This is a genomic window from Buttiauxella cochleicola (genome assembly GCF_021282405.1).
GTDB lineage: Bacteria > Pseudomonadota > Gammaproteobacteria > Enterobacterales > Enterobacteriaceae > Buttiauxella > Buttiauxella massiliensis.
Window position 1 is genome coordinate 283,723 of the sequence record NZ_JAJSOU010000002.1, and the last position, 13,270, is coordinate 296,992.

11 protein-coding genes are annotated in these 13,270 nt (G+C 42.7%); 8 read left to right on the plus strand and 3 right to left on the minus strand.

The window, feature by feature from the left end; all coding sequences use genetic code 11:
* The first annotated feature begins 72 nt into the window (after positions 1-72).
* Together LVQ79_RS03620 and LVQ79_RS03625 are read left to right on the plus strand one after the other, a co-directional pair.
* Positions 73-747, plus strand: a complete 675-nt coding sequence (locus LVQ79_RS03620; RefSeq protein ID WP_232863921.1) for a helix-turn-helix transcriptional regulator — start codon at positions 73-75, stop codon at positions 745-747.
* 8 nt (positions 748-755) lie between these two features.
* Positions 756-1,265, plus strand: coding sequence for a hypothetical protein (locus LVQ79_RS03625; protein ID WP_232863922.1), 510 nt, complete (start codon positions 756-758; stop codon positions 1,263-1,265).
* A 207-nt stretch (positions 1,266-1,472) separates the two neighbouring features.
* On the opposite strand, the gene LVQ79_RS03630 is transcribed toward LVQ79_RS03625, so the two are convergent.
* On the minus strand, positions 1,473-2,384 hold the full coding sequence (locus LVQ79_RS03630) for a LysR family transcriptional regulator (protein ID WP_232863923.1): 912 nt from the start codon (positions 2,382-2,384) through the stop codon (positions 1,473-1,475).
* Between the two features lie 445 nt (positions 2,385-2,829).
* Here LVQ79_RS03630 and LVQ79_RS03635 point away from each other — a divergent pair, with 445 nt between their 5' ends.
* From LVQ79_RS03635 to LVQ79_RS03655, 5 genes are all read left to right on the plus strand, one after another.
* Positions 2,830-3,405 (plus strand): fimbrial protein, encoded by a 576-nt coding sequence (locus tag LVQ79_RS03635; protein WP_232863924.1) that lies wholly within the window; start codon positions 2,830-2,832, stop codon positions 3,403-3,405.
* A 54-nt stretch (positions 3,406-3,459) separates the two neighbouring features.
* A complete protein-coding gene (locus LVQ79_RS03640) occupies positions 3,460-4,194 on the plus strand; it encodes a fimbrial biogenesis chaperone (RefSeq protein WP_232863925.1) in 735 nt (244 codons plus the stop codon).
* Between the two features lie 62 nt (positions 4,195-4,256).
* Positions 4,257-6,827 (plus strand): fimbria/pilus outer membrane usher protein, encoded by a 2,571-nt coding sequence (locus LVQ79_RS03645; protein ID WP_232863926.1) that lies wholly within the window; start codon positions 4,257-4,259, stop codon positions 6,825-6,827.
* A 368-nt stretch (positions 6,828-7,195) separates the two neighbouring features.
* On the plus strand, positions 7,196-8,431 hold the full coding sequence (locus tag LVQ79_RS03650) for a hypothetical protein (protein WP_232863927.1): 1,236 nt from the start codon (positions 7,196-7,198) through the stop codon (positions 8,429-8,431).
* A 25-nt stretch (positions 8,432-8,456) separates the two neighbouring features.
* Positions 8,457-9,779, plus strand: a complete 1,323-nt coding sequence (locus LVQ79_RS03655) for a hypothetical protein (protein ID WP_232863928.1) — start codon at positions 8,457-8,459, stop codon at positions 9,777-9,779.
* Between the two features lie 104 nt (positions 9,780-9,883).
* Here the strand turns inward: LVQ79_RS03655 and LVQ79_RS03660 are convergent, their stop codons facing one another.
* Positions 9,884-11,080 carry a BaiN/RdsA family NAD(P)/FAD-dependent oxidoreductase gene (locus LVQ79_RS03660; RefSeq protein ID WP_232863929.1) on the minus strand — a complete coding sequence of 399 codons (1,197 nt, stop codon included), beginning with the start codon at positions 11,078-11,080 and terminating at the stop codon, positions 9,884-9,886.
* Positions 11,081-11,309: 229 nt separating this feature from the next.
* Between LVQ79_RS03660 and pitA the strand changes: the two genes are divergently transcribed.
* Positions 11,310-12,812 carry an inorganic phosphate transporter PitA gene (gene pitA, locus LVQ79_RS03665; protein WP_232863930.1) on the plus strand — a complete coding sequence of 501 codons (1,503 nt, stop codon included), beginning with the start codon at positions 11,310-11,312 and terminating at the stop codon, positions 12,810-12,812.
* Positions 12,813-12,883: 71 nt separating this feature from the next.
* Here pitA and uspB read toward each other — a convergent pair whose 3' ends face one another.
* Positions 12,884-13,219 (minus strand): universal stress protein UspB, encoded by a 336-nt coding sequence (gene uspB / locus LVQ79_RS03670; protein WP_034499574.1) that lies wholly within the window; start codon positions 13,217-13,219, stop codon positions 12,884-12,886.
* Positions 13,220-13,270: the final 51 nt, after the last annotated feature.

A 13,270-nucleotide genomic window follows, 5' to 3' on the forward strand; every position in this document is an offset into this window, starting at 1 on the left:
ATTCTTAGCCAATGAGATAACTTACAACGTGGTCGGGTGAATTCCTTACTCTTTAACTATGCAGGATGCAAAATGTTAAAAAATAGCAATGGAGTCGTGAGTATTTTTATACTCACTCAAAATAAATTCCTAAAACTTGGATTAGAGTCAGTCATTGAAGATGCCTTTTCAAAATGTGATAAAGGTAACGTTTCATATAATGTATATGAAATCAGTAATCTTAATGATCTCACGATAAAGATGTTGCGGGCAGGTGGGAAATCCATCGTGTTCTTTGATTCAGACGGTTTCTTTTTCCATGACCGTTTGGAAATGGTTAACAAAATCAATGACACAAACTTGCAGTTTGAATCCGTATTTCTTTGTGATGGCGCTGAATATAATAAAATGAGCCATTTTTATAATTTACTTTTCAAAACTGTGTTAAATAAATCCATTCCATTGCAGCATACAAAAATGGATATTGAGGGCGTGATTATTAAGATGGTTGGCACCAGGGATTTTGAACTCCGACAAGATGTCTTGCCTGAAATTTGTACGCCTTTTTTAAGATTAACAACTCGTGAAGCTAACGTGTTGAAAAATATCTTTAAGGGAAAGAACACCAGGGAAATAGCTAATAACTTGTATATTAGTGAGAAAACCGTACTTGCACATAGATCAAGAATCTATTCAAAATTTAGCGTGCACTCTTTAAGTGAACTGTACTTTTTCATCAGGAACAGTACACATATCAAAAACTTGTAGCATTATTATTGGAGAGTAAAAATGGGAAAGTCATAAAGTTCTTTTTAATTTTTTTTATTTCTTTGCTTGTCAGCACGCAAGGCATTGCATCAAGAGGTGCAACAGACTGGTTACTGACAAAATCCGACAAAATTAGTGAGATTGAAAAGAACAAATTATTTTATTCCGACAATTATACTGAGACTGCTTATCCAAAACTTGCAGATGTCGTTGAACCTGTAAATTGTGAAACAGTTAAACCTGCTGGCAGTAGAAAATTTAATTCACTGCCTGATATCCAGTATCGTAAACTAACGCCAAAAAATGAAGCATTGCACTATGCACAAAAACGGAGCGCTAAAAAAAGTGTTAAGGCGGTCATTGCGATTCCCTTTACTACTGAGCAATATGAAATTCAGTTCTTAACTCCCTATGCGCAAAGAGATTTGCAAGCGGAAGAGACTTTTGTCAATGTTTCACAAAAAGTCACTATCCAGGCTTGTTTAAAAATCAGAGATGCATTGATTTATTGGTTCTAATAGTAAACTGGAAAGTATATTTCCCTGAATCAAACATCATATTTAATGAGGTGGTGATGAACATTAACCTTGCCATTTTTTTGATTACCTCTTTAGCCCTTTTGATATTTGTTATTTTTGTGATCAAAAAAGCCATTTCAGATTTTAGACAGAAAGATGTTATTACTTTAAAGTTAAAGCAATAACATTATTGCACTACCAGGCGGATCAATCAGCTAATGTCATAAGATGACTGATGATGCTTTTTAGTATGGGGTTATCTTTTGCTGACTTCAGTATATTTGCATAAATAGTAATGGCATGTCCATTTACAACATCTGTCTCTAACGCTTTTATATCATACATTTTTGAATAGTAATCAATCAGCGGTGTAGGCATAAAACATACTGCATCCGAGTGTGATACTAACATAAGCAACGTATCGTAAGACGAGACACGAATCCTCCTGGTTAGGCTACTAATCCCATCAAAATAAAAGATATATTTTTCTAAATCGATCTCAGACGAATCCTTGGGAAGGACATACGTAACCAGTTTTTCCTTCTTAAGCATTTCCAGTGTGACCTTGCCTTGCAAACGAGGATGATTGACCTGGCACACTGCATGTACATTTTTTAGAATTATTTGGTATTCAATAATAGAACTATCAACGGCTAATGGAGTCCCAATATCAATATCAATTTGTTTTCTGCGTAACGCCTCGATCCGTACCTCACTGTCATTACTGAAATTATTAAATTCAAAAACAGCATTTTGAATTTCAGCCCCTTCATCGTTCATAAATTTCCATGCCAACCAATTCTCAATAACCGAATTCGTTCTGATACGGAAAAAACTTTTTTCGGGAGAAGGTAATTTTCTATCAGTTGAAGCGGGCTCTATCAAATTTAGTGCTGGCGAAAAGTGCTTATAAAGTTCTAATGCCAAACTTGTGGGTTGCATCCCATTTTTAGTGCGGATCATGATAGGATCTGAATAATGGTCACGAAGTTTATTTAATGCATAGCTGACTGATGACACCCCCATCCCCAGACGGACACCTGTCTCCGTGACATTTTTGTTTTCAACCAGGGCGCATAGCACTCTTAATAAATTTAAATCTAATTTTCTATTCATCATGTTAACTTTTTGTTGGTTTATTATTACAAATTATAGTCCATTTTCTATTTTATCGAACTGACTTTTTTATTCATTGTTATTGTTAGTAGTAATCCTAAATGCGAATATAGCTTATCAAAACAAAGCAGTAATATCTTAAGACTTTGCCCCACTAAAAGAATTAAATTCTTAAATACACGCATGTATCTATAGAGTATTATTTTTGCTTATAAAAATGTTTATATTGGTTGTGTCATAATGGAGGAGGCATCTTCAAAGACAATAAATTAATTAATCAATACCTTACCCAAAGTCACGCGCGAACTATTTATATCTCGGTTTGCTTGTGTGGCGCTACAAAATGTTATGCATCAATGCTGTAATTAATGTCAGAGTTATCTGAAATTAATAATCGTTAAACAAACGGAAATTTGTATTTATTCAAACCCAAGAACGGGGAATTAACATGAAAAAGCTCGCTATCGTTACAAGTATTATCTCTGCTCTGTCTTTAATCAATGTTGCACAAGCTGGCAATGAAATCCTGTTCCACGGTGAAATCACAGAAAGTACCTGTAATTCCTCAGTGGCTGGCGGGAATGACGTGACACTGCCAACGGTTTCTACTACCTCTCTACCAGGTGCAGTAGGTGCAACGGCAGGTCGTACACAGTTCGTAATTGATGTTACTGAGTGTACGTTGTCAACCGGCAAAACCAAAGTAGCTGCCTACTTCAATGCCAGCTCCAATGGCACAGCCAACGTAGACAGCATGACCGGCTACCTGACTAACCTTTCCCAAGGTACGGCTGGCGGTGCAGAAGGTGTAATGCTGCAGTTGGTGGACGGTACTTCTCTGCAGCCGATTAAAGTTGGTTACGCTTCTCAGAGTGATACTGGTGGTACAGGCTTCCAGACTGTTTCGGGTTCACCGAACGGTACTGCTCGTCTGAACTATTTCGTGGAATACGTCAAAGCGGATGCAGTCATTGCGGCTGGTACCGTGGAAGGCAAAGTAGTTTACGACCTGATGTATAAATAAATCGTTATCCATAGGGGTAAGCCATTGCCCCTGCTTCACTTATTTGGAATCAATATGCTTATGCGTCGTTACGCAAGAAAAGCCGCCGTAATGTGTTTTATAGGGGCTACTTTAGGGTGGGTCAATTATGCGGCTGCGGGTGTTGTTATTGGCTCAACCCGAGTTATTTACCGTGAAAGTAAAGATGAAGTTACGGTTAAACTGACTAATAATAATCCGTCACCTGTATTAGTGCAGAGCTGGATTGATAAAGGTGACGAACATATTTCTCCCGAAAAACTTTCCGTGCCGTTTGTTTTGACACCTCCTATTAATAGGATGGACCCAGGGAAAGGACAAACCTTACGTATTACTTATATTGGTACACCTGCACTGCCAACAGATAAAGAATCTGTATATTGGTTAAATGTGCTTGAGGTTCCAGCCAAACAAAAAAGCGTTCAGGAAATAAGCCGGCTTAATATCGCATTCCGTACACGAATAAAAATTTTCTATCGTCCGGATGGATTAGCGGGTAATGCAAACAGTGCGCCAAAAGATCTCGTCTGGAAAATTCGTGATGGTGGTTTGCTGGTGATTAACCCAACGCCATATAACGTTACCCTTGGGATGATTTATTACAAAAACAGTGGTAAGAATCATGAAATGGAAGGGGATATGATCATCCCCGGCGGCACAAAGACATACAAGTTTAAAGACATTCCTGGAGTGAGCAATCTCTCTCAGTTGAGTTATACCGCTATTAATGATTATGGCGCTTTTGTTAAATACAATGCGAATGACCGTTAATTTTTTTTATTAGCTTTAATGGATTAAAGCTTGATTTACGAGTGAGAGAGGAGGTTGCTGACATGAAAATAATAAAAATAAAAAATAAAGAGTTAACGCGCCATAATAGCTTAACCCCAATTATTATTCTCTGTTTGGCAACATTTCCTGTTTGCGCTAATGAACCAGTCACGGAAGATACCCAACCTATTACTGACAGCGTTGAATTTGAATCTGACGTAATGCGTATGGATAGTAATACTAAGGTCGATCTTACGCGTTTTTCAAAAGGCTCTAGCGGCACGCCGGGTATCTACCGTGTAAGCATTATCGTTAATAATACCGAAGTCGGTGTCGATAACGTTGAGCTAAAAGAAGGGGCAGATAAATCCGTCTATCCATGCTTGACGGCTAAAATTCTGCAGTTGATCAATTTCAACCAATCTCAGCTTTCGCCAGAAGCGGTAGAAATGGTTTCTGGAAAAGTCGCTTGCGCGAACCTGCAGAGCGTAATTCCAGATGCTAAAGTCCAGTTTGATAGCAATGAGCAACAGCTCAATATCTCTATCCCACAAATTTATGTCAACCGCATATCTAGCGGCACGGTTGACCCTGCGCTATGGGATAGCGGGATCCCTGCCGGGCTATTAAGCTATTACCTCAACGGCTATGATTCTAAATTTGGTACTAACAGTAGCCGTACTTTTTATGCGGGTCTCAACGGTGGTCTGAATATTGGTGCTTGGTATTTACGTCATAATGGCTCTTATAACTGGCAGCAAGATCAGGGCAGTCAATACAGCACCATAAATACCTACTTGCAGCGCGATGTTGAAGCTTTGCGGGGTCGTGTCGTTATTGGTCAATCCAACACCAGCGGCCAGCTTTTCGACTCTTTACCATTTACCGGTGCGCGGATTGAAAGTGACGACAGCATGCTGCCGGATTCACAACGTGGCTATGCGCCTGAAATTCGCGGTATTGCGAAAACCAACGCCAAAGTCATTGTGAAGCAGATGGGTCAAATCATTTATGAAACCACTGTCACACCTGGCGCCTTCCTGATTAACGATCTCTACCCAACCGGTTATGGTGGCGATCTGGATATTACTATTCAGGAAGCTGATGGCACGGTACAAAACTATTCGATGCCTTATGCTTCAGTTGCACAGCTGCTGCGCCCTGGTTCACACCATTTTAGCTTTACAGCGGGCAAGCTACGGGATTCCAATGTTTCTGAAAAGCCGATGTTGTATGAAGCAACTTATCAGCGTGGGTTAACTAACTCAGTTACGGGTTATGCAGGCGTACAGGCAAGTGAAAACTATCAGGCTGCGCAGATTGGTACAGCATTAAGTACGCTGCTGGGCGCATTTGGTGTCGACGTTACGCAATCTTTTAGCAAAATTGGTGAATATCAAGACCAGCCTTCCTCTCTCTCAGGGCAAAGTTATCGAGCAAGTTACAGTAAGCTCATTACCGAGACAGACAGTAACATTACCCTGGCCGCATACCGCTTTTCCAGTAGCGGATACATGGACTACATGACCACGATGCTGGCCCGAGAAAACGTAAAAAGTGGCCAGTCAGGAACCAATATTATGCGTTCCAAAAACCGTTTTGCGCTCTCCGCAAGCCAGGGATTAGCTGAAGGTTGGGGAAATTTTTACGCCAGTGCATCAATAGAGAACTACTGGAATAACGACAAATACAACAAACAGTATCAGTTCGGCTATTCGAATAATTTTAAACGGGTGAACTACAGCGTTAACGTAAGCCGTAGCCAAAACGCCTATGGGGCGGACCAAACGAGTTTTAACCTGAACTTCTCATTCCCACTGTGGGAAGACCGTGATGTGCGTGCTCCGACGGTAAGCCTGCGCTACAACCATGATAATAATGGTGGGCAAAATGAACAGGCATCAATTGGTGGCGCGTTGGGTGAAGATAATAAATACACCTATAACTTGAGCGGATCGCACGATAGCCGCTCAGGTACGTCTGGCAGCGTGGGTGGCACTTGGTTTGGCAGCGTGGCCCAAATGAGCGGTACCTACAGCAAAGGACCTGACTACCAAACCAGCACCGTTGGTATGTCGGGCTCGATGATTGCTCACTCAGGGGGCTTGACGCTTTCTCCTTATACCGGCGATACCTTTGCACTGGTAGAAGCTAAAGGGGCAGAAGGCGCCAAAATTGGTACCTATGCAGGGACAAAAGTCGATTCGTTTGGCTATGCGGTGTTCCCTTCAATGCGGCCTTATCAGTTGAACGATGTATCGATAGACCCGGAAGGATCCTCACAGGATGTTGAATTTGAAAATACTTCCCAGAAAGCGGTGCCACGTTCCGGTGCGGTGGTTAAAGTTAAATTTAATACGCGTACGGGTATTCCAGTACTTATCACCTCTTTATTTAACGGTAACCCATTGCCATTTGGCGCAGAAGTCTTCGATGCGCTGAACAACTACGTGGGAGCAGTAACGCAGGGTGGTGTGATTTATGCCAAAGTTGCCGATATGAAAGGTTCGCTGAGGGTTACATGGGGTAATGGTGCAGAATCGAGCTGTAAAGTGAATTATATTTTGGCACCGTTATCGACAGATAAAACACAGAGAAAAGTGCCACAGCGGTTTAATACGCCTTGCTTATGAGTAAATTTTTAATTAATTAAGTGTCAAAACCACTCTCCATTTTTGGCGCTTTGTTATTTTTCCAACAGACAGTAATACATATAAAAGTCTAAAGAATAGAAATTACTTTGTTATTACTTTTACTAAAAAACAAATCAATATCGATGCTAAGATCTATCTTATCCTTTAAAGAATAAAAAATTTCCAACCTTAAAATAGTGGAAAATACATTTATTTGAGAGTTACATTTTCAGTCATGACCGTTTGGCTGACATAATCGAGTGCAGAAGAAAATTAATTTATTAATGTGGATTACTCAAGATCCTCTCAATTCAAGTACAGAGTCTAGCAAGACTGTAGAAACGTATAAAATAATCAGTAATTATTGAATGGATATACAACTCATGACTAAATGTCAAAAAAAAAGATGGATATATATTCTATTAATAGCAGTTCTCTGTTTATTATTCGCTGACTATTCGTTTGCTGCAGCAAGATATTGCCGCGGGACTTACTCAAGTATTGGTGGCGACTATACCGCAACTACTAGTAACATGGTAGCACCCGGCAGCAATGAAACTTATAAATTATTATACACATTAGATAATGTTACGATTAATGCATCATATGCCGATTGCAGGGTGGGCAACTGGGTTACAACGGTGCAAGCTATAATTGACGTTCCTCCCGGCCAGGTAGTTAGCTACAACGGAGAGAAAATTTATCCTACCAATATTCAAGGGTTGGGTATATCAATTACAGAAGGTTTCACTGGCCGTAAACTGGAAATTCCTGTCTGGCCGGAAAACGTGAGTGCCGAGAATAAATATGATAATTATTTAACCCCGATGAAATTTAATTTAAAACTCTGGATAATGCCGGGTTTTGTACCACCAACTGGCATGACACAAGTTAATTCATTTACGGTCGTTACGCTTATAAGACCCTGGGATGCTGTAAACGACTATCTGGCGACATGTCCACCAGGTGCTACTAGACTAGATGGCAATGATAAATTCTGCGCATTAATAACACGAAGAATTTCATTATCGGTATTATTTCAACCAAGTACATGTGAACTGCTTAGTGCAAACCAGACGGTAAATATGGGGTCATATGATATCACCATAAATGCCAATAACTCCGCATGGGTTGACGCAACGTTTCAACTTAAATGTTCACAAGCCTTGGGGTACAATGGATCGATAAAAAACCCTTCGAATGATTATAACGCAGACAATGGTGTTAGAAGTGCAAATACTGTTGGAAACCAGCCAATTAGAATAAAAATAGTGCCCATAAACCCTATTACTGATTCTTCACAAGGCACATTCGAGCTAGACCAGGGTGGCGCTAAGGCTAAGGGATATTCATTACAGCTAGCTTGGGGAGACCCTGCAAGTCAGGGAACCGTACCTGCAAAACCAGTACAGCTTGGGTCATGGATTAATGCCAGCGCCCTTAACAGTAATTACAGTAATACTGCCTATGCCATTGGTGCTAATCCTGTCCCTACAGGGGCTGATGGAAAGATTAAAATGTCTGCACGATACATTCGTAACACAGAAGAAGTGGAACCAGGTGTTGCCAATGCCAGCGTTGAAGTAATAGCAACTTATAATTAGAACGTTGGCAGTGTGGAAAATTTTAATGTTGCGCACTGCCAACAATTGGTTATTAATTTTTATTGAAGGTGAATACGAAATGTTTTCTCAATTCATCGGACAAGAGGTATTTATGAAAATATTTTGTAAACACTTAGATGATTTAAGAAGAAATGCTAATGCACTCTCTTATTATATTATTGTTATCGTAATAGCAACCCTACCGGTGCTATTTATGAATAACTCATATGCATGGACGTTAGACTGTTGGGGTGGTTCTACTAGTATCGGCGGGGACTATGCCGTGCCACCTGTAAATATTACAGCACCAAATAATGGTGGAAGCGGTAAATTATTATATTCAGTAAATACAGCAACTATCAATGCTTACTCTGATTGCCGACAAGGTGGATTCATGTATAACACAGCAAATACTATTACCGATATTCCGCCAGGCGATATATATACAATTGACGGATACACCGTTTACCCTACCAACGTAAAGGGACTTGGAGTATCAATTAATGAAAGTAGAGCAAATAAACCCATTCCTGTATGGCCTGCATATGTTGATACAGTTACAAGTTATAACAATATGATAACGGATTTACGAATGAATATAAAGCTCTGGAGAACTTCGGACTTTGTACCACCAATTGGTGGTACACAAATCACTTCTGTAACTGTAATTGCATTCATAAGGCCTCAGGACCCAGGGAATCAGATTGGAACTTGCCCACCGGGAGGCATTAAAATGCCCAATAATGATGCCTGGTGTCAATCTATTAGTCGTAGGATAACCTTGACTGCATCATTTGAGTTAGGTACCTGTGATCTTTTAAATCCAAGCCAGACGGTACAAATGGGGTCATTTAATTACGCCCTTGAAGCAGCAGGCCCTTGGATTGATGCAAGTTTTCAACTGAAGTGTCCACAAGCCTGGGGATACGGTGGATCATCAAATAACCCAACAAATCTGTATGACGCAAATAACGGTTCCAGAGTTAATAATAATGGTAACCAACCGATTAAAATTAAAGTCACGCCTATAAACCCTAGCGTTAACCCCATGCAAGGCATTTTTCAACTGAATAGCGGGGGCGCTGAAGGGTATGACTTACAGCTTGCCTGGGGTGACCCTGCAAGTCAGGGAAATATACCTGCAAAACCCGTACAACTTGGCACATGGGTTAATGCTAATACCGTAAACAGTAATTACAGCAATACTACCTATGCAATTGGTGCGAGTGCCGTCCCCACCGGAGCCGACGGAAAGATTAAGATGTCTGCACGTTATATTCGTAATTCACAAGATATGAAACCTGGCGTTGCAGATGCCAGCGTTGAAGTAATAGCGACTTATAATTAGAACGTTACTAGTGCGCAAAATAAACATTTTGCGCACTAGTAACAATTAGTTATCCATTCTTTGAATGCAACATAACTACCAGCAGTAGTGACCCAACTTTTTTATCAATTCACACTCACTAAATCCTGCGCGCACGCCCAGGCTGAACTCCATGCCCACTGGAAGTTATATCCACCTAACCAGCCGCTTACGTCCATCACTTCACCGATAAAGTACAAACCCGGCATTTTGCGTGCTTCCATAGTACGTGAGCTCAGTTCATTGGTGTCCACGCCACCAAGTGTCACTTCCGCAGTGCGGTAACCTTCTGTACCGTTTGGTTGCACTTGCCAGGCCTGCAGGGTTTCAATCAGTTCGCTTTGTTGGCGCACGTTAAGCTGTTTGAGCGTCACATCTGGAATTTGCCCAAGCTGTTGCAGGCACTCCACCAGTCGTTTTGGTAACACCATCGCCAGAGTGTTTTTCAGGCTTTGATTTGGGTGAGCATTACGCTGCTCGTTGAGAAGCTCATCCAGATCGGTATCAGGAAGTAAGTTAACGCTCACAAACTCACCAGGCTGCCAATAACTAGAAAGCTGTAATACCGCAGGCCCGGACAAACCACGATGGGTAAACAGCAAACTTTCACGAAAGCTGACACCATTTTCCGCAGTAATTACTGACGGAACGGATACGCCAGAAAGTACCTGGAGCTGTTCGAGTAGAGGTTTATGCAAAGTAAACGGCACAAGGCCTGCGCGAGTAGGCAACACTTTCAGCCCAAACTGCTCTGCAATTTTATAGCCAAACGGCGTTGCCCCAAGACCCGGCATGGAAAGCCCGCCCGTGGCGATGACAAGTTTTGCCGCTTGTACGCTGTCACCGTTTAATTGAATGGTATAGCCGTTTTCATCATGTTCTATAGATAACACTTCGCTGCGCAGGCGTGTGGTGACTTGCCCTTTTTCACATTCCGCAACCAGCATGTCGACGATTTGCTGTGCTGAATCATCGCAGAAAAGTTGGCCAAGGGTTTTCTCATGCCACGCGATACCATGTTTACCGACCATATCGATAAAATCCCATTGGGTATAACGCGCCAGAGCAGATTTGCAAAAATGAGGGTTTTGGCTGAGATACGCTGCAGGTTCGATATAAAGATTAGTAAAGTTGCAACGCCCGCCACCTGACATCAGGATTTTACGGCCCGGTTTTTTACCGTTATCGATGAGTAGCACTTTGCTTCCCGCCTGCCCAGCCATCGCTGCACAGAACATTCCTGCGGCCCCCGCACCAATAATTACGGCATCAAACTTTTCCACGACCTACTCCCGACTATGCTTAATGCAAGGAATTGTAAAGATAGCGGCCTGGTCGCACCAGCTAAATGCTTCTTAACAATTGCAGGTGATTGAAAATAAATATGTAAATCTTTTCACTGTTTGACCGAAGAAGGACAAACATCAAGAAAAGTCCATATTTCTGTTGGCGCATTACGGAGTTGTCTTACATAATGCGCCGCGTTCATGTCCTCAAAATGGCGTAACGTCTATGGAATTTCTGTTTAACGGCCTGGATCTTCATACCGGGCTTTTGCTATTACTTGCTCTGGCGTTTGTTCTCTTCTACGAAGCGATCAATGGCTTTCATGACACTGCTAACGCAGTGGCAACTGTTATCTATACACGTGCAATGCGATCGCAACTCGCGGTGGCAATGGCGGCGTTATTTAACTTCCTCGGCGTTCTGCTCGGTGGATTGAGTGTTGCGTATGCGATTGTGCATATGTTGCCAACCGATCTGCTGTTGAACGTAGGGTCCGCTCATGGTCTTGCCATGGTGTTCTCTATGTTACTGGCCGCTATCATCTGGAACCTCGGCACTTGGTATTTTGGTCTGCCGGCATCCAGCTCCCATACGCTTATCGGTGCCATCATTGGTATTGGTTTGACGAACGCACTGATGACCGGAACCTCGGTAGTCGATGCGCTGAATATCCCGAAAGTCATTGGGATCTTCATGTCGTTAATCCTTTCCCCAATCGTGGGTCTGGTGATTGCGGGCGGGTTAATCTTTTTGCTACGTCGCTACTGGAGCGGCACCAAAAAGCGCCGTCGTATCCACCTGACACCTGCCGAACGTGAAAAACAAGACGGCAAGAAAAAGCCTCCATTCTGGACTCGTATCGCTCTGATTATCTCAGCTATTGGCGTGAGCTTCTCTCATGGTGCGAATGATGGTCAGAAAGGTATCGGCCTGATCATGCTGGTGCTGATTGGTGTAGCGCCTGCAGGCTTTGTGGTGAACATGAATGCTTCTGGATACGACATTGCTCGTACCCGTGATGCCATCACTCACCTGGAGCAGTACTACGCGCAGCACGGCGATGTAATTAAGCATGTTGTTGATCTCAATCCAGCTATCCCAACCCCTGAAGAAGTAAAAGGCCAGGATAAGCCTGCTGAGTTCCATTGCGATGCCAGCCGCGCCATTCTTGCGGTTCAGGGTGCAAAAGCACTACTGGGTAACATCGATAGCTACGACAAGCTGAGCATTGAGCAGCGTAGCCATATGCGCCGTCTGCTGCTTTGCATTTCAGATACTTCAGAGAAAGTAGCTGCTCTGCCGGAAACCAAACCGGACGATAAGCGCTTCCTGAAAGAGCTGAAAACTGACTTGCTGCATACCATCGAGTACGCACCAATCTGGATTATCATGGCGGTTGCTCTGGCACTCGGCCTCGGTACTATGATTGGCTGGCGTCGTGTGGCGACAACTATCGGTGAGAAGATTGGCAAGAAAGGCATGACGTATGCGCAGGGTATGTCCGCGCAGATGACAGCCGCCGTCTCCATCGGTATTGCGAGCTACACCGGTATGCCGGTTTCTACCACTCACGTGCTTTCTTCTTCCGTAGCGGGGACGATGGTTGTTGATGGTGGCGGTTTGCAGCGTAAAACGGTAACCAACATCCTGATGGCCTGGGTGTTTACTTTGCCGGTGTCAATTCTGCTTTCTGGTTCTCTTTACTGGATTTCACTGCACTTTATTTAAGAGCTGTGTAGTCACCAAAAAGCAAAAAGCGGGTCAGTTTACTGGCCCGCTTTTTTTATGTGCTCAAACTTTCAATGCCAAATCATCAACCCGATAAGACTAATCACCACAAGCCCACATAACGCACTGGTCAAAATAAACTGGCGGCGCAGACGTTCACAGCGGCGGATAAACTCATCGTCGTGATGGTCAAGATAGCGTTGAGCATAGATATAGCCCACTAAGCGAATCTGTTTGCTGGGCTGGCCGTGAGAGGTAAAAAAACCGCCTCCATCGACGTATTGGTACAACAACGGATCGCACCCGCGTAATACCACCAGCAGCGCACGCAAAGATGAGTAATAGCGCGCCATATTCACAACACAAACTACACAAAGCGCCCAAAAAAGCGCAACGGTGCTGATCATCATAATTCCCCTCCCGGTGAAGCCCCAGAACATCACTCCAGGGCAACCGCT

Coding starts and splice junctions, on each gene's coding strand:
- LVQ79_RS03620 (WP_232863921.1), top strand. CDS start 73: ATGTTAAAAAATAGCAATGGAGTCGTGAGTATTTTTATACTCACTCAA.
- LVQ79_RS03630 (WP_232863923.1), bottom strand. CDS start 2,384: ATGATGAATAGAAAATTAGATTTAAATTTATTAAGAGTGCTATGCGCC.
- LVQ79_RS03635 (WP_232863924.1), top strand. CDS start 2,830: ATGAAAAAGCTCGCTATCGTTACAAGTATTATCTCTGCTCTGTCTTTA.
- LVQ79_RS03640 (WP_232863925.1), top strand. CDS start 3,460: ATGCTTATGCGTCGTTACGCAAGAAAAGCCGCCGTAATGTGTTTTATA.
- LVQ79_RS03645 (WP_232863926.1), top strand. CDS start 4,257: ATGAAAATAATAAAAATAAAAAATAAAGAGTTAACGCGCCATAATAGC.
- LVQ79_RS03650 (WP_232863927.1), top strand. CDS start 7,196: ATGGATATACAACTCATGACTAAATGTCAAAAAAAAAGATGGATATAT.
- LVQ79_RS03655 (WP_232863928.1), top strand. CDS start 8,457: ATGTTGCGCACTGCCAACAATTGGTTATTAATTTTTATTGAAGGTGAA.
- pitA (WP_232863930.1), top strand. CDS start 11,310: ATGGAATTTCTGTTTAACGGCCTGGATCTTCATACCGGGCTTTTGCTA.
- uspB (WP_034499574.1), bottom strand. CDS start 13,219: ATGATCAGCACCGTTGCGCTTTTTTGGGCGCTTTGTGTAGTTTGTGTT.